Here is a 20,017-nt window from a genome sequence, read left to right as displayed (position 1 = left end):
TTCACCTTCGTTGGGTGGCGCGGGCCGTTGCGCGCATCGCCCCCGTGCCGCTCAGGCGGCCTTTTCCACTTCGCCGCGCAACGCCCGTGTGTAGACCTTCAGCAACCGGCTGTACTCGGCCCGCTCCGAAGGCCGCAGCGCCCGGCCGGCCCGGGCCCGCAGAAAGACGCGTATCGCCTCGTTGGCCTGGTCGGTGGCCTGGGTGGTCAGTAAGGCAGGTTGGTGAGTAGGAGTCGGACGCATGACCATAAGAGTAGAGGCCCCTACCGACAATGGCATCGGCGTAAACCGCCCAACAGCGGTGTTACCGGCGGTATGTGAGGAACGCCGCATCCCCCGCGCAGGTGTTCCCCTCTATGCCCCCATGGCATATGCCCCGGCACGGCAGAGGTATGCCTCCTGGGCTCCCCTGCCGTTCCATCAGCTCTGACCAGGGGATTCCGGTCCGGCGAGGATCACTTCGAGGGTGCGGGGGCCGTGGACGCCTTCCACGCGGTCGAGTTCGATGTCACTGGTCGCGGACGGGCCCGAGATCCAGGTCAACGGACGGGCCGGGTCGAGGCGTTCGAGCGCCTCGGGGACGGAGTCCACGACCTGGTCGGGGACGCGGATCACGCAGATGTGGTGGTCGGGCACCAGGGTGATGCGACGACGGCCCTGGTCGGGGGCGGCGTCCAGGACCACGGTGCCCGTCTCGGCGATGGCCACCGCACAGCCCGTCACCACGCTGGAGACCGCGTCCAGGTCATGCGGGGTCAGCTCCGCCGTGTCCGGAACCCGGCGCACCGCGTCGGGGACGGCGGACAGCCACGAGTCGGGGAGGCCCGGGGGCACGGCCACGCTGGTCGCGCCGCGGTCGGCGAGGAGGCGGGCGATCAGGGCCGGGAGGGACGACGGGGTGTCGGCGCGGTGGACGAGCGCGCGGTAGTCGGCCAGGTTCTCCGCGAGGAGGTCCGCGGTCCGGGCGGCGGTGCGGTCGCCGTGGACGCGGTGGTAGGTGCGCTCGACCGGCACCTCGCCGGGTGTCTCGGCACGCGGCACATCGGCCAGGGCACGGCGGATCCGGGCCATGACCAGGGCGCGCGAGTCCGGGCCCTGGGCGCCGGGGTTCTGGGCGCCGGGGTTCTGGGCGGCGGGGTGGTGCGCGCTGGGATTCTGGAGGCCGGTGTGGTGCGCGCCGGGGTTCTGGGAGCCGGGGTCTCGCGGGGTCATGTGGTGTTCTTCCTTCCCTCCGTGCCGCTCCCGGTGCCGCTCCCGCCCCGGGTGCGTTGCCACCAGTCGCGGAACGACTCCTCCGGCACCTTCGGCAGCTCCCGCGTATCGCTCCACGCCCGCCCCGGACCGGGCAGCCGCCGCGGATGGAAGCGGCGGGTGCGGGAGGCCAGCCGCTGGCCGGTGCGCAGCAGCCGGGGGTGGTCCAGGGCCCAGCGGGCGGCCCGCATCGCGGCGCGCTCGGCGGCGTGGCCCTTGGCGGGCTTGATGACCGTACGGGTGCCACGGACGGAGGCGGGGCCGCCCTCGACCACCCGCTCGCGCAGGTGGACCAGGATCTCCGGGATGTCGATGGCGACCGGGCACACCTCGTAGCACGCCCCGCACAGGGACGAGGCGTACGGGAGCGAGGCGTCCAGTTCGCTCTGGGTGCCGCGCAGCTGGGGGGTGAGGATCGCGCCGATCGGGCCCGGGTACGCCGATCCGTACGCATGGCCGCCCGCCCGCTCGTACACCGGGCACACATTGAGACACGCCGAGCAGCGGATGCAGCGCAGCGCCTGCCGTCCCACGGTGTCCGCGAGGGTGTCGGTGCGGCCGTTGTCGAGGAGGACGAGGTGGAAGGCGCGCGGGCCGTCGGCGTCCGTGGTGCCGGTCCAGGTGGAGGTGTACGGGTTCATCCGCTCGGCGGTCGAGGAGCGCGGCAGGAGCTGGAGGAAGACCTCCAGGTCCTGGAAGGTGGGCACCACCTTCTCGATGCCGACGACGGAGATCAGCGTCTCGGGGAGGGTCAGACACATCCGGCCGTTGCCCTCGGACTCCACGACCACGAGCGTGCCGGTCTCCGCGACCATGAAGTTGGCGCCGGAGATCCCCACCTTGGCGTTCAGGAACTTCTCGCGGAGGTGGAGCCGTGCGGCCTCGGCGAGGTCGGCGGGCGCGTCGGTCAGCCCCTCCGGGGCCGGGCGGCCCCACTGGGACATCTTCTCCGTGAAGATGTCGCGGATCTCGCCCCGGTTGCGGTGGATCGCCGGGACCAGGATGTGCGACGGGAGGTCGTCGCCGAGCTGCACGATCAGCTCGGCGAGATCGGTCTCGTACGCGGTGATCCCGGCCGTGGCGAGCGCGCCGTTCAGGCCGATCTCCTGCGTGGCCATCGACTTGACCTTGACGACCTCGCGCTCGCCCGTGGCCCGTACCAGCTCGGTGACGATCCGGTTCGCCTCGTCCGCGTCCGCCGCCCAGTGGACCTGGCCGCCGGCCGCCGTGACCGCGCTCTCCAGCTGCTCCAGATACTGGTCGAGATGGCGCAGCGTACGGTCCTTGATGGCCGCGCCCGCGGCGCGCAGCCGCGACCAGTCGTCCAGTTCGGCCACGGCCGTGGCGCGCTTGGCGCGGATGGTGTGGGTGGCGTGCCGGAGGTTGGCACGCAGCTGGGTGTTCCGGGTCGAGGCGTCGGCCGCCTGCGGGAAGGCGGGCATCCCCAGGTAGGTGGCCTGGTCGGTTCCGCTCACCAGACGTCTCCTTCCGTGCTGGCCAGGATCTCGGCGAGATGGACGGGGCGGACGGTGGAGCCCTGGCGGGCGAGTGTGCCGCCGATGTGCAGCTGACAGGAGTTGTCGAGGGTGCACACCGCCTCGGCGCCGGTCGCCGTGATGTTGCGTGCCTTGTCCGCCCCCATGGCCGCCGATACGGCCGCGTTCTTGACGGCGAACGTACCGCCGAAGCCGCAGCACTCCTCGGCGCCCGGCAGCTCCACCAGGCTCAGCCCCTTCACAGCCGCGAGGAGCGAGCGCGGGCGGTCGCCGAGCTTCAGCATCCGCAGGCCGTGGCAGGTGGGGTGGTAGGTCACGGTGTGCGGGTAGTACGCGCCGACATCGGTGACCTTCAGGATGTCCGTGAGGAATTCGGTGAGTTCGTACGTCTTGGGGACCGTCTCGGCCGCCGCGTCCGCGAGCTCCTGGCCGCGTCCCTCGGCGGCGGCCTTGGCGCCCATCCGGGGGTAGTTGTCCCGCACCATCGCGGCGCATGACCCCGAGGGGGTCACCACGTATTCGTAGTCGCGGAACGCCGTGGCGTAGCGGCGCAACAGCGGTTCGGTCTCATGGCGGTAGCCGGTGTTGAACTGCGGCTGGCCGCAGCAGCTCTGCGCCTCCGGGAAGCCGACTTCCACGCCGAGCCGCTCGAGCAGCGTGACCACGGCTTGGCCGGTGCGCGGATAGAGGGTGTCGTTGACGCAGGTGATGAAGAGCGCTACGCGCACGGTTCCTCCTCGTCGCCCTGGCCGGTGGCGGCTCCGGCCTCTGTGACCTGCGCGTCCCGCAACCGGGCGGCTGCCCGGTCCCACGCCGAATGATCACCTGTGGGCTCATACTGCCTCAGTGGCTGGGTGCTGTGAAGCAGGGCGCGCAACTCTGGCAGGCCACCGGTGATCGCTCCGGCCGTCCGGGCCTGGACCAGTACGTTTCCGAGGGCCGCCGCCTCGGCCGGGCCCGCGATCACGGGGAGGCCGCAGGCGTCGGCGGTGAGCTGGCACAACAGCGTGTTGTGCACACCGCCGCCGACGATGTGCACCACGCTGACCCTACGGCCGGACAGCCGGGTGGCGTCCTCGATCGCGCGGCGGTGGGCCAGGGCGAGGGAGTCCAGGACACAGCGGGTGGTCTCGGCCGGGGTGCGGGGGACGGGCTGGCCCGTGCGGCGGCAGGCGTCGGCGATGCGGTCGGGCATGTGGTGGGGGGCGATGAAGGCGGGGTCGCCGGCGTCCACGACCGAGCGGAGGGGGGTGGCTCGGGCCGCGGCGTGGAGCAGGGCGGTGAGGTCCGTGCTGGTGGCTTGGGCGGTCCGGGTGTTCCCGGTGTTCCCGGTGTTCCAGGTGCGGATGCACTCCTGGAGCATCCACAGGCCCATGATGTTGCGCAGATAGCGGACCGTGCCGTCCACGCCCAGCTCATTCGTGAAGTTGGCCGCGCGGCTCTCCTCCGTGAGCACCGGCGCGTCCAGTTCGAGCCCGGCGAGGGACCAGGTGCCGGTCGCGATGTACGCGAAGTCGGGCGTGGTGGCCGGGACGCCGACCACGGCGGACGCGGTGTCGTGCGAGCCGACTGCGGTCACGGGGAGGGGGTGGGTTATGCCCGTCTCGGCGAGAACGTCCTGGCGCAGGGTCCCGGCCGGATCGCCCGGGTGGCGCAGGGGAGGGAAGAGCGACAGGTCGATGCCCAGCGCCTCTGCCACCGGGGTGGCCCAGCCGCGGGTGCGGGGGTCGATCAGCTGGGTGGTGGAGGCGTTGGTCAGTTCGGTGCCGGGCTCGCCGGTCAGCCAGTACGAGATGAGGTCGGGGATGAGGAGGAGGCGGTGGGCGGCGCTGCGGGCGGGGGTGCCCTGCGCCGCGATGAGCTGGTAGATGGTGTTGAAGGGGAGGTGCTGGATGCCGGTGGCGGCGTAGAGGGCTTGGGGCGGGAGCGCGGCCGCGACCCTTTCGGCGGCGCCGGTGGTGCGGGTGTCGCGGTAGTGGACGGGGTTGGCGAGCAGGGTGCCGTCGGCGGCGAGCAGACCGTAGTCCACGGCCCAGGTGTCGATGCCGATGCTGGTCAGGCTGTCGCCCGTATGCACGGCAGCTGCCTTGAGGCCGTTCAGGACGCCCTGGTACAGCGACAGGATGTCCCAGTGCAGGGTGCCGAGGAGGCGGACCGGGTCATTGGGGAAGCGGTGCGCCTCGTGGAGGGTCAGCCGTTCGGGGGCGACCTCCCCGACGATGACGCGGCCGCTGGACGCACCGAGGTCTACGGCGGCGAAGCGGTGTTCTCTGGTGGGCACGTGGACCTCGTGGGTGCGTGGGTGGTTGCTGTGGTTCGTACGGACGGGGGACGGGGCCTCCGACCCCGTCCCCCTCACGCGCGTATCAGCGCAGGAACGCCGCCGCGACGCCGGCGTCGACCGGGATGTGGAGACCCGTGGTGTGGGTCAGGTCGCCGCCGACGAGGGCGAAGACGGCGTTCGCCACGTGGGAGGGGAGCACTTCGCGCTTGAGCAGGGTGCGTTGGGCGTAGAACTCGCCCAGCCTCTCCTTGGGGACGCCGTACACGGCCGCGCGCTGCGCACCCCAGCCGCCCGCGAAGATGCCGGAGCCTTGGACGACGCCGTCGGGGTTCACGCCGTTGACGCGGATGCCGTGCTCGCCCAATTCCGCCGCCAGGAGGCGGACTTGGTGGGCCTGGTCGGCCTTGGTCGCGGAGTAGGCGATGTTGTTCGGGCCCGCGAACACGGCGTTCTTGGACGTGATGTACACGATGTCGCCGCCCATGTTCTGGGCGATGAAGGTCTTCGCGGCTTCGCGGGAGGCGAGGAAACTGCCTCGCGCCATGATGTTGTGCTGGAGGTCCCAGTCGGCGGTGGTGGTGTCGAGGAGGGGCTTGGAGATGCTGATCCCGGCGTTGTTGATGAGGATGTCCACGCCGCCGAAGTCCAGCGCCGCCTGATCGAACGCCGCCTTGATCTCCTCTTCCGAGGTGATGTCGACGGTGACGGCCGTGGCCTTGTCCGGGCCGCCGAGCTCCTGCGCTACGGCTTGCGCCGATTCCGCGTTGATGTCCGCGACCACGACGCATGCGCCCTCGGCCACGAGGCGGTGGGCGATCGCCCTGCCGATGCCCGAGCCCGCGCCGGTCACCAGGGCGATGCGGGTCGCGAGGGGCTTCGGCTTGGGCATGCGCTGGAGCTTGGCCTCTTCGAGCGCCCAGTACTCGATGCGGAACTTCTCCGACTCCTCGATGGGGGAGTAGGTGGAAACCGCTTCGGCGCCGCGCATGACGTTGATCGCGTTGACGTAGAACTCGCCCGCCACACGGGCCGTTTGCTTGTCCTTGCCGTAGCTGAACATCCCGACTCCGGGGATCAGCACGATCGCCGGATCCGCGCCGCGCATGGGCGGGGAGTCGGGAGTGGCGTGGCGGTCGTAGTAGGCCGCGTAGTCGGTGCGGTACGCGGCGTGGAGTTCCTTGAGGCGGCCGATCGTCGTGTCGAGAGGTGTGTCCGGAGGGAGGTCCAGGACCAGCGGGCGGACCTTCGTACGGAGGAAGTGGTCCGGGCAGGAGGTGCCGAGGGCCGCCAGGCGGGGGTGTCCGGCGCGGGAGACGAAGTCCAGGACGGTGTCGCTGTCCGTGAAGTGGCCCACCTGGGGGCGGTCCGTGGAGGCCAGGCCGCGGATCACCGGGGCGAGGGCGGCCGCACGGGCACGGCGTTCGGGCTCGGGGAGGGCGGGGTGGACGGCGGGGCCGAACGGGTCCGCCTTGCCGCGTTCGGCGAGGAACCGTTCGGCGGTGCGGATGATGCGGAGCGAGTTCGCCTCGCACGCCTCGGAGGTGTCGCCCCAGGCGGTGATGCCGTGGCCGCCGAGGACGCAGCCGATGGCCTGCGGATTGGCCTTCTTGATGGCGGCTATGTCCAGGCCCAGCTGGAAGCCGGGGCGGCGCCAGGGCACCCAGACGACCTGGTTGCCGAAACACTCCTTGGTGAGCGCCTCGCCGTCGGCCGCGCAGGCGAGGGCGATACCGGAGTCGGGGTGGAGGTGGTCGACGTGGGCGGCGTCCACCAGACCGTGCATGGCGGTGTCGATGGACGGCGCGGCTCCGCCCTTGCCATGCAGGCAGTAGTCGAACGCGGCGACCATCTCGTCCTCGCGGTCCACCCCGGGGTAGACACCGGTGAGCGCGCGCAGCCGGTCCAGCCGGAGCGCGGCGAGCCCGGCGTGGGTGAGCGTGCCCAGATCGCCACCGGAGCCCTTGACCCACATCAGCTCGACGTCCTGGCCCGTGACGGGATCGGTCGCGGTGCCCTTGGCGGAGGTGTTTCCCCCCGCGTAGTTGGTATTGCGGGGGTCGGCACCGAGGCGATGCGAGCGCTCCAGGAGCGCGCCCGCCTTGGGATGCGGTTCTGCGGTCATGACGTGTCGTCCTCTGTGTGTGGACCGGTCTCAGCGAGTTTCGGTGACGGCGCCCAGGGGGTCCGGGGCGCGGCCCCGGGTTCCGGGGGTCCGGGGGCTTGCCCCCGGATTCGGGAAGGGGCGGGGTGGGGGCAGCCCCGCCGCAGGCGCTACGCCCCCCACCCCGCCTGCTGCCCACCCACCCGCTCCGCCACGATCCGCTCCGCCCACCCCGAGGCCCGGTACGCCGCCATCGGGTCCGGGTCGATGCCCAGCTCCTCGCGGACCTCGGCCAGTAGCGGCCGTACGTCGGTGTTGTACGCGTCCATCAGGACCGCGTTGGCGCCGAGCACGTCGCCCTCGCGCTGGGTCGCGGCGAGGGCGTCGCGGTCGACCAGGAGGGCCTTGGCCGTGGCCTCCTGGACGTTCATCACCGAGCGGATGATCGCCGGGATCTTGGGCTCGATGTTGTGGCACTGGTCGAGCATGAAGGCGACCCCCGAGGTCAGCCCGCCGCCCCGGACCACCTCGTACATGATCCGGAAGAGCTGGAAGGGGTCGGCGGCGCCGACCATCAGGTCGTCGTCCGCGTAGAAGCGGGAGTTGAAGTCGAAGGCGCCGAGCTTCTTCTCGCGCAGCAGGAGGGCGACGATGAACTCGATGTTGGTGCCGGGCGCGTGGTGGCCGGTGTCCACGCAGACCTGGGCCTTGGGGCCCAGCTTGAGGCAGTGGGCGTAGGCGGTGCCCCAGTCCGGGACGTCCGTGGTGTAGAAGGCGGGCTCGAAGAACTTGTACTCCAGCAGCATCCGCCGGCCCTCGCCGAGCCGCTCGTAGACCGCGCTCAGCGCCTCGGCGAGGCGGTCCTGGCGGGCCGCGATGTCGTCCTGGCCGGGGTAGTTGGTGCCGTCGGAGAACCAGAGCTTGAGGTCGCGGGAGCCCGTGGCGTCCATGATGTCGACGCACTCCAGGAGGTGGCCCAGCGCCTTGCGGCGGACCGCCGGGTCGGGGTGGGTGACCGAGCCCAGCTTGTAGTCGTCGTCCTGGAAGACGTTGGAGTTGATGGCGCCCAGCTTCAGGCCGCGTTCCTCCGCGTACTTGGCGAGCGCCCCGTAGTCCTCGACCGTGTCCCAGGGGATGTGCAGGGCGACCGTGGGCGCGACCCCGGTGAAGGCGTGCACCTGGGCGGCGTCGTCCAGCTTCTCCTGGGGGGAGCGTGGGACGCCGGGCTGGGCGAAGACCTTGAAGCGGGTTCCGGAGTTGCCGTACGCCCATGACGGCGTCTCGACCGCCTGGCTCTTGAGGGCCGCCTTCACGGCTGGAACGTCAGACATGAATCTCCTTCATGAAACGATTCAAGAAACCTAGCCGCGCGGTCGGCCACGCGTCAAGAAGTGGTGGGTCCCCGACCCCACGGCGAACACCGCGCAGCCGTCCGCCATGCGCTGCGGGCGGGCGCCGCGAGCGGTCACGTCCGCCGCGCGGCGTGCCGGGACCCAGATCTGGGCCGTGGTGTTGACGGGGATGGACACCGTGAGGGTGAAGTCCCCGCCGTTGTCCCCGCCGTTGTCCCCGTCGTTTTCCCCGCCCTGCGACCAGCGGGTGGTGACCGGGCCGTAGAGGGAGTCGTAGCGGCCCTCGGCGGAGCGCACCTCGCCGCCGGGGCGCGGCCGGATGAGGAACTCGCGGAAGCCGGGGGCGGCCGGGGCGATCCCGGTGATGTTCTGGTACATCCACTCGCCGACCGAGCCGTAGGCGTAGTGGTTGAACGAGTTCATCCCGACGTCCTGGAAGCTCCCGTCCGGCTTGATCGAGTCCCAGCGCTCCCACATCGTGGTCGCGCCCCGGTCGATCTGGTAGCCCCACGAGGGGAATGTGCGCTGGTGGAGCAGGCGGTAGGCGACGTCCGTGTGACCGGCCTCGGTGAGGGTCGGAAGCAGCCGCGGGGTGCCGAGGAAACCGGTGGACAGATGCCAGTCGCGGTCCTTGATGAGGGCGACGAGGCGATCGGCCGCGGATGTGCGGAGACCGGCGGGGAGCAGGCCCATGGAGAGCGCCAGGACGTACGCGGTCTGGGTGTCGCCCTTGATCCTGCCGTCGGCGGAGACGTACGCGCGGTTGAAGGCCGCCTTGACGCGGGTCAGGAGGTCCTCGTACGGGGCCGGGTCCTCGCCCAGGACGTGTGCGGTGCGGGCGACGAGGTCGGTGGCGTGGGCGAAGTAGGCGGTGGCGATGACGTCCTTGGGGGTGTCCGCCTCGACGCTGAGCCAGTCGCCGTAGCCCTCGGCGGGCCGCAGCAGATCGGTGCTGTGCTCTTCCAGGTAGGTGATCCAGCGCCGCATGGCCGGCCAGTTCTCGCGCAGCACCCGGGTGTCGCCGTACGCCTGGTAGAGGTTCCAGGGCACGGTCACCCCGGCGTCGCCCCAGCCCGCCACGCCGTTGCCGACGTCGCCGAGGTGGGGTGCCACATCGGGGAAGGAGCCCTCGTCGGTCTGGCCGTCGCGCAGGTCCTGGAGCCACTTGGTGAGGAAGCGGGCGGACTCCATGGTGTACGCGGCGGTGCTGGAGAACACGTTGATGTCGCCGGTCCAGCCGAGCCGTTCGTCCCGCGCCGGGGTGTCGGTGGGGATGGACAGGAAGTTGCCGCGCAGCCCCCACGTGATGTTGGAGTGCAGCTGGTTGAGCATCGCCGAGTCGGTGTGGAACGACAGGGTGAACGGGGCGGCGGTGTGCATCACCCGGCCGGTGATCGCGTCGAGTGATGGCTTTCCGGGGTAGCCCGTGACCTCGACGTAGCGGAAGCCGTGGAAGGTGAAGCGCGGCTCGTAGGTCTCCCGGCCGCCGCCCTTGAGGGTGTAGGTGTCGACGGGGCGGGCGGTGCGCAGATTGGCCGTGTAGGCGGTGCCGTCCGGGTTGAGAACCTCGGCGTGGCGGATCCGGACCTTGTGGCCGGCCGGGCCGGAGACCGTGAGACGGACACTGCCGACCATGTTCTGGCCCAGGTCGAAGAGGTGGACACCGGGGGCGGGTTCGGTGACCTTGACCGGTTTGATCTCGCGTTCCACCCGGGTCGGGACATCGGTCTGGGCCACCACCTCGGCCGTGATGTCCGAGGCCGTGACGGTGGGGCGCCAGCCGGTGTCGTCGAAGCCCGGTGAGGTCCAGCCGGGGGTCTCCGCGCGGGCGTCGTACTCCTCGCCCATCAGCAGATCGGCGGTCAGCAGCGGGCCGGTGGCCGCGCGCCACTGCTGGTCGGTGGTGATGCGCTCGGTGCTGCCGTCGGTGTACGTGACCTCCAGCTGGGCGAGCAGGGCGGCGTGGTCGCCGTACTGGGTCTGGCCGAACCAGGCGATGTTCCCGGCGTACCAGCCGGGTGCGAGGGTCACCCCGAGGGCGTTCGTCCCGCGGCGGAGGGCGTCGGTGACGTCGTAGGTCTGGTACGCCACGCGCTTGCGGTAGTCGGTCCAGCCGGGTGCCAGCTGGTCGCGGCCGACGCGGACACCGTTGAGGTGGGCTTCGTAGAGGCCCAGGGCGGTGGAGTAGAGCCGGGCACGCGCCACGGGCTTGGTGAGCCGGAAGGCGCGGCGCAGCTGGGCGGGGGACTGGAGGGGGAGCACTTTGCCCCAGGGGCCGCTGCCCCAGGCTGCCAGCTGCTTGGCGGTGGCCCAGCCGCCGTCGTCGTAGTCCGGGTCCGTCCAGGTGGCGGGGGGTTCGGCGGCGGTGGTGTGCCAGGTGGCGTCCGTGTGGTGGTGGGTGGTGCCGTCCTCGGTGGTGAGCTCCAGGGTGGCGAGCAGCCCCGCCGGGCCCTTCTCGGCGTTGGTGGCCGCGATGGCGAGGGTGGCGGCGCCCCGGTCGAGGAACTCGGTGACGTCGACGGTGACCGGATGGCTCCATGTTTTGAGGGCGCCCACCGCCTCGCGGGCGGCGACCTCGGTGCCGTTCACATGGGCGGTGAAGCCGTCGTCGGCCGCCACCACCAGCCGGGCGCGGCGGACGGTGCCCGGGGCGTGGACGGAGGTACGGAACCACCGGGTGGCCGCCGGGGCCTCGGTGGCCGGATCCCCCTCGGGGAACCAGATCCAGGAGGCGCCCTCCAGGGACGGGGGCGAGGTCAGCGCGGCGGGCGCGGCGATCCAACGGGCCTGCCACTGACCGGAGTTCAGCAGCCCGGTCTCCCACCAGGCGGGGGCGGACCAGGGGGAGGGGTGGCCGTGGCCGTCCCAGACCCGCACCGACCAGTGGTAGCGGGTGCGCGGGCGCAGGGCCGGTCCGTCGTAGGGGACCAGGACCGACTGGCGCGATGTCGTCCTGCCGCTGTCCCAGACGTCCGGCTCGCCGAGCCGGTCGGGGGAGGTGGCGACCCGGATGTGGTACGCGCTCTGGAGCTGGTCGCGGGCGTCCGAGTCGAGGATCCAGCTCAGCCGGGGGCGGGCGGTGTCGAGGCCGAGCGGATGGGGCGCGTACTCCACCGTGGTGCTCCGGACCCGCAGCCCCGCGCCGGGGCGGTCCTCGGCGGCGGCGGACGGGGTGAGGGCGGGCAGACCCGTGAGGGCCGTACCGGTGGCAGCGGTGGTGGCGAGCAGGTGGCGTCTGCTGATCACGAGCTTCCTCCAGGGCCAGGGACGGCTGGATGAAAACGATCGATGAAAACGATCGATGAAAACGATTCAATCCAAGGCGCCTGGACCGTAGGGCCGGGGCTCGGGGTGCGTCAAGGGGGTGGAAACGATGTGGGTATATCCCGTGCACACCCCCTTGACGGCCGCATAGGGCGCCGCTAGCTTCCCGGAATCCGGCATTGAAACATTTCATTTATTGCCCCTGCGTACGCGTCAGGAGACTCCGTGAGCCAGCCTGCTTCGACCGGTGTGCCGGTCCTCGCCCTCGAGGGGGTGAACAAATCCTTCGGCGCCGTACGGGCCCTCCGGGACGTCTCGCTCGAGCTCTTCGCCGGTGAGGCCCATGCCCTGGCCGGTGAGAACGGGGCGGGCAAGTCGACGCTCATCAAGATCCTCGCCGGGGTGCACCGGCCCGACTCCGGCCGGGTGCTGCTGGACGGCGCGCCGGTGGTCTTCCACGGCCCCGCCGACGCCCGCGACGTCGGCACCGCCGTCATCTACCAGGAGCCGACACTCTTCCCCGATCTGTCCATCGCCGAGAACATCTTCATGGGCCGTCAGCCCCGCCGGGCCCTCGGCCGGATCGACCACAAGGCCGTACGGACCTCCACCGCCGCCCTGATGGCGCGGCTCGGCGTCGAACTCGACCCGGACCGGCCCGCCAGGGGTCTGTCCATCGCCGACCAGCAGATCGTCGAGATCGCCAAGGCGCTCTCCTTCGACGCCCGGGTGCTGATCATGGACGAGCCGACGGCGGCGCTCACCGGGAGCGAGACCGCCCGGCTCTTCTCGGTCGTCGAGACGCTGCGCGCCGAGGGCGCCGCCGTGCTGTTCATCTCCCACCGCCTGGAGGAGATCTTCGAACTCTGCCAGCGGGTCACCACCCTGCGGGACGGCCGGTGGGTGGCCTCCGAACCGCTGGCCGACCTCACCCAGGACGCCCTGGTCCGCCGCATGGTCGGCCGGGACCTGGCCGAGCTCTACCCCAAGCAGGACAGCCGGGTCGGCGAGACCGCGCTGTCGGTGCGTCGGCTGACCCGAGAGGGCGTCTTCCGGGACGTCTCCTTCGAGGTGCGGCGCGGTGAGATCGTCGCGCTCGCCGGGCTGGTCGGCGCCGGGCGCACCGAGGTCGCCCAGGCCGTCTTCGGCGTGGACCGGGCGGACGCGGGCGAGGTGCGGGTCGACGGGGCGGTGCTGCGGCCCGGTTCGCCAACCGCCGCCATGGACGCCGGGCTCGCCCTCGTCCCCGAGGACCGGCGCCAGCGGGGGCTGGTGATGGAGATGTCCATCGAGCGGAACATCGGGCTGACCGGTCTGGACCGGCTGGGCCGCGCCGGGCTGGTGAAACGGGCGCTGGAGCGCGGCCGCGCCGCCGACTGGGCGGTTCGGCTCCAGCTGAAGTACGGCAGCCTCGCCGACCACGTCGGGGTGCTCTCCGGCGGCAATCAGCAGAAGGTCGTGCTCGCCAAGTGGCTGGCGACCGAGCCCACGGTGCTCATCGTGGACGAGCCCACGCGAGGGATCGACGTCGGCACCAAGGCCGAGGTGCACCGGCTGCTGTCGTCGCTGGCCGCCGACGGGCTCGCGGTGCTGATGATCTCCTCCGATCTGCCCGAGGTGCTGGGCATGGCCGACCGGGTCCTGGTGATGCACGAGGGCCGGCTGGTGGCCGAGATCCCGCGCGCCGAGGCCACCGAGGAGTCCGTGATGGCCGCCGCGACCGGGCTCACGGGTGGCGCCGAAGGCGCCGGTGCCGCCGGTGAGGCCGCCGCGACCGCGCTCCCCGGCGAGGCCGCCGCGACCGGGCCCACCGATGCCACCGGCGCGAGCGGGCACACAGGCGCCACCGCCGCGACCGGGCGCACCGACGCCACCGGTGACACGGGCGCGAGCGGGCCCACCGGCGCCACCGGTGACACGGGCGCGAGCAGGCGCACCGGCGCCACCGGCGCCACCGGCGCGAGCGGGCACCCCCACGCCACCGGGCCCACCGGCGCCGACGGCGCCACCGCAGAAGGGACCCGCACGTGAGCGTGACCATCGAGAAACCCGACAAACCCGCCACCGCGCCGGAGACGGCGCGCTCGGCACGCTCGGCGCGCTCGCTCGTCGACGCCGTCTTCCGCGCGCGGGAGATCAGCATCGCCGGGGCCCTCGTGCTGCTGGTGCTGTTCACCTGGATCGCCGAACCGCGCTTCCTCGACGACCAGGGCATCAAGGACCTGCTGCTCAACGCCGCCATCCTGGTGCTGCTCGCGGTCGGGCAGTCGGTCGTGGTCATCACCCGCAACATCGATCTGTCCATCGGCTCCGTGGTGGGCCTGTCCGCCTTCGCCTGCGGGAAGTTCGTCTCCGGCACCGACCACGGGCCGCTGACGGTCCTGGCCCTCGGCCTCCTCGTCGGCGCGGGCTGCGGCATCGTCAGCGGTGCGCTGGTGAGCTTCGGACGGGTGCCCGCGCTGGTGGTGACCCTCGGAATGCTCTACATCATCCAGGGCGTCGACTACTGGTGGGCGCAAGGCGAGCAGATCAACGCCGCCGATGTGCCGGAGTCCGTGCTGGACCTCGGCAGCGGCAGCGTGCTGGGCATCCCGTATCTCCCGCTGATCGCCTTCGTGGTGCTCGCCGGGACCGCGTACGTCCTGCGCACCTACCGCGGTGGCCGTGAGCTGTACGCCATCGGCTCCAGCCCGGAGGCCGCCCGGCTGGCCGGGGTGCCGATCCGGCGGCGGGTGCTGGCCGCGTATCTGTTCTCCGGCGCCGTCTCGGGCTTCGCGGGCGCGCTGTGGCTGGCACGCTTCGGCACCGTCGTCGCCGACAACGCCCACGGCTGGGAACTCACCGTGGTCAGCGCGGTGGTGGTCGGTGGCGTCGCCATCGTCGGCGGCACCGGCACGGTGTGGGGCGCGGCGCTGGGCGCGCTGCTGCTCACCACCATCGGCAGCGCCCTGGCCGTGCTGAAGGTCGACTCCTTCTGGCAGGACGCCATCGCCGGTGCGCTGCTGCTGGCGGCCATCAGCGTGGACCGGATCGTACGGGTGCGCATGACCCGCGCGCTGAGGAAGAGGAGCGCGCGATGAAGCTCAGGTGGGACACCGCCGTCGGGGTGCTGCTGGTGGCCGTCTTCCTCACCGGCCTCGGCACCACGGACGGCTTCGCCGGCCGCGACAACCTCGCCTTCGCCTTCAACGACATCGCCGAGGTGGCGCTGATGGCGCTGCCGATGACACTGCTGGTGGTGGCCGGGCAGGTGGATCTGTCGGTGGCCTCGATGCTCGGCCTGTCCAGCGCGCTCACCGGCCAACTGTGGGACGCGGGCTGGGCGTTCGAGACCATCGTGCCGATCGTGCTGCTGGTCGGGGTGGCCGGCGGGCTGCTCAACGGCTGGCTGGTCACCCGGGTCGGGCTGCCCTCGCTGGCCGTCACCATCGGGACGCTCGCGCTCTACCGGGGGCTGGCCTCGGTGGTGCTCGGCTCCAACGCCATCACCGACTTCCCCGAGACGTACGCCAAGTGGGCCGTGGACACCACCACCGTGCCCGGTACCTTCCTCACCTATCCGGTGACGCTGTTCATCGTGCTGGCCGCCATCGCCGCCGTGGTGCTGCACGCCACGGGCATCGGCAGGTCGCTGTTCGCCATCGGCGCCCAGGAGGACGCCGCGTACTTCGCGGGCATCCGCGTCAAACGCGTCAAGCTGCTGCTGTTCGTCGTCAGCGGGCTGATCTCGGCCTTCGCGGGGGTCGTGTTCACCCTGCGGTACGGCAGCGCGCGGGCCGACAACGGCCAGGGCTTCGAAATGCTCGTCATCGCCTCCGTCCTGCTGGGCGGCGTCGACTTCGACGGCGGCAAGGGCACGCTGTTCGGCGCCGTCGCCGGGGTGCTGCTCATCGGCGTCCTGAAGAACCTGCTGACCCTCAACGACGTGGCCAACGAGGTCCAGGTGATCGTCACCGGGCTGCTGCTGGTGGCCTCCGTCCTCACCCCCCGTCTGATCACCACCGTGGGCGCCTGGCGTCACCGGCGCGCCGCCGCCTCGACCAGCTGAGCCACCCACGCACCGCGAAAGGTCTCCTCATGAACCAGCGCTCCACCGCGCGCCGCCGCGCCGCCGCCACCGCCGCCGCGGTCTGTGCCCTGGCCGTGGCCCTGGCCGGCTGCGGCGGCACCACCAAGAACGACAACGACAACGGCGGCGCCGCCAAGAGCGATGCCAAGGCCGACCCCGGCGCCCCCCTGAAGAAGGGCCTCAAACTGGCCTTCCTGCCCAAGCAGATCAACAACCCCTACGAGAGGATCATCGACGAGGCGGGGATCACGGCCGCCGGGGAGTTCGGCGGCAAGGGCAAGGAGGTCGGCCCGTCCGACGCCAGCGCCTCCTCCCAGGTGTCGTACATCAACACCCTGGTCCAGCAGCGCCAGGACGCCATCCTGATCGCGGCCAACGACCCCAACGCGGTGTGCGGCCCGCTCAAACAGGCCATGAAGAAGGACATCAAGGTGGTGGCGTACGACTCCGACACCGCCCCGGCCTGCCGTCAGCTCTTCATCAACCAGGCCAGCTCCGAGGAGATCGGCCGCAGCCAGGTCCAGCACCTCGCCAAACAGCTCGACTACAAGGGCCAGATCGCGATCCTCTCCGCCACCCAGAACGCCACCAACCAGAACACCTGGATCCGCTTCATGAAGGACGAGCTGAGCAAGCCCGCCTACAAGAACATGAAGCTGGTCAAGACGGTGTACGGGGACGACGACGACCAGAAGTCCTTCCAGGAGACCCAGGGCCTGCTCAAGGCGTACCCCAAGCTCAAGGGCATCATCGCGCCCACCACGGTCGGCATCGCCGCGGCCGCCCGCTACATCAGCGGCTCCTCGTACGAGGGCAAGGTGGTCCTCAACGGCCTCGGCACGCCCAACCAGATGCGCAAGTACGTCAAGGACGGCACCGTCGAGCAGTTCGCGCTCTGGGACCCCAAGAAGCTCGGCTACCTCGGTTCGTACGCCGCGGCCGCGCTCGCCTCCGGGCAGATCACCGGGGCCGAGGGGGAGAAGTTCAAGGCCGGGAAGCTGGGCGAGTACACGGTCGGCAAGGACGGCGAGGTCATCCTCGGCCCGCCCACCGTCTTCGAGAAGTCCAACATCGACAAGTACCACTTCTGAGGCGGGCGGTCGGCGATGCGGCGGGTGTGTTTTCTGCTGAAGGTCCGCCAGGACCGGATCGAGGAGTACCGCGAGCGGCACGCGGCCGTCTGGCCCGAGATGCGGGCGGCGCTCTCGGAGACCGGCTGGCACAACTACTCGCTCTTCCTGCGCGAGGACGGGCTGCTCGTCGGATATCTGGAGACCGAGGACTTCGAGGCGGCCCGTGCAGCGATGGCCGCCACCGAGGTCAATGCCCGCTGGCAGGCCGAGATGGCGCCCTTCTTCGAGGCGCGCGACGGCCTGCGGCCGGACGAGGCTATGCAGCCGCTGACGGAGGTCTTCCACCTCGCGTAAACGCTCCGCTGAAGGTGCCACGGTCCGTCGTCGGCCATCTGCGGCGCCGTCGTGGCTGGTCGCGCAGTTCCCCGCGCCCCTTCGGGGCGCTCCGGCCTCGTCCTGGCCCCGGGGCCGGGGACGCCCCCGGAATTCGCGGGGTCCAGGGGCGGAGCCCACGGTTCGGGAAGGGGCGGGGTGGGGACAGAGACTCGCTCCCCCCCCACAAGCGCACCAGGAAAGGAACGGACATGAGACCACTGGCCATCGCCGTCCTGGCCACCGCCCTGCTCGCCGCCGCAACCCCGGGCGCGGGCGCGGACACGAGCACAAGCGCGGGTTCCGTCGCCGCTCCCGGCCCGGCCGTGCACCAAGCCGCCGACACCCAACTCGACGCGAAGGCAATCTACTTCGTGTCGTACGACGGCCTGGTCAACAACAACGCCTTCCAGAAGAACGGGCTGCTCACCTACAAGGGCTATCAGTACGCCGCCTGGTACACCGCGGACCGCAGTGCGGTCATCGGGCGCCGCGCCCTCACCCAGCAGAGCTGGCAGACCGTCACCCTGCCGCACCGGCTCACCGCCGACGACTCCCACAACGTCATCTCCATGGGGATCTCGCGGACCGACGGCCGGCTGCACCTGAACATGGACTCCCACAGCAGCGGCTTCTTCTACGTGAAGTCTGCGGCGGGGCTGGTGGACGACCCCGCCGGACACCCCTGGGCCACCGGCCAGTTCGGCGCCGTCCAGACCACCCTCGACGGCCTCGCGCTCACCTCCCAGTTCACCTACCCGCAGTTCATCGCCACCCCCGAGGGCAGGCTTCAGCTCAGCTACCGCGTCGGCGTCTCCGGCAACGGCCGCAACGCGCTCGCCGAGTACGACGGCACCACGTGGCGGGCCCTCGGCGAGTGGTCCTCCGCCACCGGCACCTACAGCAGCGAGCACGGTTCCAGCGCCGCCCGCAACATGTATCTGCACGGCATCGACTACGGGCCCGACGGCCGGCTGCAGGCCTTCTACACCTGGCGCGAGCAGAGCAACGCGGTGATGTGCGCGAGCGGCGGTCTCACCAACCACGACACCGGCTATGTCTACAGCTCCGACCGGGGCCGCACCTGGCGCACCGCGGCGGGCGCCGTTGTCGGCACCACCGGTGGCTCCGACACGGTGGCGGTCGGCGACGCCGGAACGGTCGTCGACCCCCTCAACCCGGACCACTCGCTGATGAACCAGGAGAGCCAGGCCACCGACTCCGCCGGCGCGCCCCACGCCCTGATCAGCTATGTCCCCGGCCGCTTCGGGCAGTGCACCACCGACTACGTGGCCGACCGGACGAAGAACGGTCGTACCTTCCACGTCTTCAAGGACACGGCGGGCACCTGGAAGAAGACCGAGATCCCGGTTGCCCCCGGCTCCACCCAACGCAGCCACCTCGTCTTCGACGCTTACGACAACGCCTACGCCGTGATGCCGTACGGCCGCATCGTGGCCGCGTCCAAGTCCTCGGGCTGGACGGACTGGAAGACCCTCTACGACGGCAGCGGGCTGAACGCCTTCGGCGAGGTCGTCGTGGACGACACCCGGCTCGCCCAGGACGGTGTGCTGTCGTTCATGTACCAGCGGAAGTCCAGCGGCACCACACCCTCCGCCCTCCGCGTCGTCGACTTCACCCTCCCCTCCTGACGATGGCACCAGGCGTGGGCATCAAAGAGGTGGCGCGCGAGGCCGGGGTCTCGGTCGGCACGGTCTCCAACGTCATCAACCGCCCGGACTCGGTGTCCGAGGAGACCCGGGCCCGGGTGCTGTCCACCATCGAGCGCCTGGGCTATGTACGCCAGGAGTCGGCGCGTCAGCTGCGCGCCGGCCACAGCCGGATCATCGCGCTGCTGGTGCTGGACATGGCGAACCCGTTCTTCGTGGACGTCGCGCGGGGCGCGGAGCGTGCGGCGCGGGAGGCGGGTCTTGGGGTGATGGTGTGCAACAGCGCGCAGAGCCCCGAGGAGGAGGCCGACTACCTCGGGCTCTTCGCCGAACAGCGGGTGCGCGGAGTGCTGATGACCCCGGCCGATATGACCGGGCGCAATCTCGCCTCCTTCCGGCGCCGGACCATCCCCTTCGTCCTCGTGGACCGGGTGCTGCCCAGCGCCGAGGGGTGTTCGGTGTCGGTCGACGACGTCACCGGCGGTGAACTCGCCGCCCGCCACCTCCTGGGCCTCGGCCATCCCACCCTCGCCTATGTGAGCGGGCCGATGCGGCTGGCCCAGTGCCGCGACCGCCGCGAGGGCGCGCAGCGCGCCCTGCGGGAGCGGGGGCTCGGCGAGTCCGCGCTGCGCCATGTCGAGGTGGACCGGCTGGATGTGACCTGCGGCCGGGACGCGGGGGCCCGGCTGCTGGGCATGTCCCCGCGCCCGACGGCGGTCTTCTGCGCCAATGACCTGCTGGCCCTGGGGGTGCTGCAGTCGCTGTACGGGGCCGGGGTGTCGGTGCCGGGGGAGGTGGCGCTGGTGGGGTACGACGACATCGAGTTCGCGGCGGCGGCCGCGGTGCCGCTGACGTCGGTGCGTCAGCCGGCGTTCCGGATGGGGCGTACGGCGGCCGAGCTGCTGATCGAGGAGACGGGGGAGCGGGCCGGGGACCACCGTCACCAGCGGATCGTCCTCCAGCCCGAGCTCGTGGTCCGCGGATCGAGCCTGGTGCGCACCCGGGGCTGAGCGGGGGGCCGGGGCCCGGGGCCCGCGGCCTGGGGCCCGCGGCGGCCCGGTCCTGCCCGACCGGTCGAACAGCGC

The 20,017-nt window shown here is 71.4% G+C and carries 15 protein-coding genes; 7 read left to right on the top strand and 8 right to left on the bottom strand.

Going from position 1 to position 20,017, the window contains the following annotated elements:
• Window positions 1-51: 51 nt before the first annotated feature.
• From JK364_RS42605 to JK364_RS42570, 8 genes are all read right to left on the bottom strand, one after another.
• Window positions 52-243: a hypothetical protein gene (locus JK364_RS42605; protein WP_201856812.1), complete on the bottom strand. Its 192-nt coding sequence runs from the start codon at window positions 241-243 to the stop codon at window positions 52-54.
• Window positions 244-420: 177 nt separating this feature from the next.
• Entirely contained in the window at window positions 421-1,071 is a 651-nt protein-coding gene (locus JK364_RS42600) for a LutC/YkgG family protein (RefSeq protein WP_230993355.1), read from the bottom strand.
• Between the two features lie 137 nt (window positions 1,072-1,208).
• The gene (locus JK364_RS42595) at window positions 1,209-2,693 is read right to left on the bottom strand and encodes a lactate utilization protein B (RefSeq protein WP_201856869.1); all 1,485 of its coding nucleotides are present in this window, start codon (window positions 2,691-2,693) and stop codon (window positions 1,209-1,211) included.
• A 29-nt stretch (window positions 2,694-2,722) separates the two neighbouring features.
• Window positions 2,723-3,475, bottom strand: coding sequence for a (Fe-S)-binding protein (locus JK364_RS42590; RefSeq protein WP_201856810.1), 753 nt, complete (start codon window positions 3,473-3,475; stop codon window positions 2,723-2,725).
• Window positions 3,466-5,028, bottom strand: coding sequence for a rhamnulokinase (locus tag JK364_RS42585; RefSeq protein WP_201856809.1), 1,563 nt, complete (start codon window positions 5,026-5,028; stop codon window positions 3,466-3,468). The genes JK364_RS42590 and JK364_RS42585 overlap by 10 nt, the downstream gene beginning before the upstream one ends.
• A gap of 85 nt (window positions 5,029-5,113) precedes the next feature.
• The gene (locus tag JK364_RS42580) at window positions 5,114-7,153 is read right to left on the bottom strand and encodes a bifunctional aldolase/short-chain dehydrogenase (protein ID WP_201856808.1); all 2,040 of its coding nucleotides are present in this window, start codon (window positions 7,151-7,153) and stop codon (window positions 5,114-5,116) included.
• Between the two features lie 149 nt (window positions 7,154-7,302).
• The gene (rhaI, locus tag JK364_RS42575) at window positions 7,303-8,463 is read right to left on the bottom strand and encodes an L-rhamnose isomerase (RefSeq protein ID WP_201856807.1); all 1,161 of its coding nucleotides are present in this window, start codon (window positions 8,461-8,463) and stop codon (window positions 7,303-7,305) included.
• Between the two features lie 30 nt (window positions 8,464-8,493).
• The gene (locus JK364_RS42570) at window positions 8,494-11,730 is read right to left on the bottom strand and encodes an alpha-L-rhamnosidase (protein ID WP_201856806.1); all 3,237 of its coding nucleotides are present in this window, start codon (window positions 11,728-11,730) and stop codon (window positions 8,494-8,496) included.
• A 243-nt stretch (window positions 11,731-11,973) separates the two neighbouring features.
• Between JK364_RS42570 and JK364_RS42565 the strand changes: the two genes are divergently transcribed.
• The 7 genes from JK364_RS42565 to JK364_RS42535 all read left to right on the top strand — a co-directional run bounded on the left by JK364_RS42565 (window position 11,974) and on the right by JK364_RS42535 (window position 19,942).
• On the top strand, window positions 11,974-13,779 hold the full coding sequence (locus JK364_RS42565) for a sugar ABC transporter ATP-binding protein (RefSeq protein ID WP_443732273.1): 1,806 nt from the start codon (window positions 11,974-11,976) through the stop codon (window positions 13,777-13,779).
• Window positions 13,776-14,828 carry an ABC transporter permease gene (locus tag JK364_RS42560; RefSeq protein ID WP_201856805.1) on the top strand — a complete coding sequence of 351 codons (1,053 nt, stop codon included), beginning with the start codon at window positions 13,776-13,778 and terminating at the stop codon, window positions 14,826-14,828. Before JK364_RS42565 ends, JK364_RS42560 begins: the two co-directional genes overlap by 4 nt.
• Window positions 14,825-15,796 carry an ABC transporter permease gene (locus tag JK364_RS42555; RefSeq protein WP_201856804.1) on the top strand — a complete coding sequence of 324 codons (972 nt, stop codon included), beginning with the start codon at window positions 14,825-14,827 and terminating at the stop codon, window positions 15,794-15,796. Before JK364_RS42560 ends, JK364_RS42555 begins: the two co-directional genes overlap by 4 nt.
• A gap of 29 nt (window positions 15,797-15,825) precedes the next feature.
• A complete protein-coding gene (rhaS, locus tag JK364_RS42550) occupies window positions 15,826-16,908 on the top strand; it encodes a rhamnose ABC transporter substrate-binding protein (protein WP_201856803.1) in 1,083 nt (360 codons plus the stop codon).
• 15 nt (window positions 16,909-16,923) lie between these two features.
• Window positions 16,924-17,244 (top strand): L-rhamnose mutarotase, encoded by a 321-nt coding sequence (locus tag JK364_RS42545; RefSeq protein WP_201856802.1) that lies wholly within the window; start codon window positions 16,924-16,926, stop codon window positions 17,242-17,244.
• Between the two features lie 230 nt (window positions 17,245-17,474).
• Window positions 17,475-18,914 (top strand): BNR repeat-containing protein, encoded by a 1,440-nt coding sequence (locus JK364_RS42540; RefSeq protein ID WP_201856801.1) that lies wholly within the window; start codon window positions 17,475-17,477, stop codon window positions 18,912-18,914.
• 2 nt (window positions 18,915-18,916) lie between these two features.
• Complete coding sequence (locus tag JK364_RS42535; protein WP_201856800.1) at window positions 18,917-19,942, top strand: LacI family DNA-binding transcriptional regulator; 1,026 nt, start codon at window positions 18,917-18,919, stop codon at window positions 19,940-19,942.
• Window positions 19,943-20,017: the final 75 nt, after the last annotated feature.

The sequence above is a fragment of the Streptomyces endocoffeicus genome (assembly GCF_016741935.1).
GTDB classification, from domain to species: Bacteria; Actinomycetota; Actinomycetes; order Streptomycetales; family Streptomycetaceae; genus Streptomyces; species Streptomyces endocoffeicus.
This window is presented reverse-complemented; position numbering and strand designations above follow the sequence as displayed.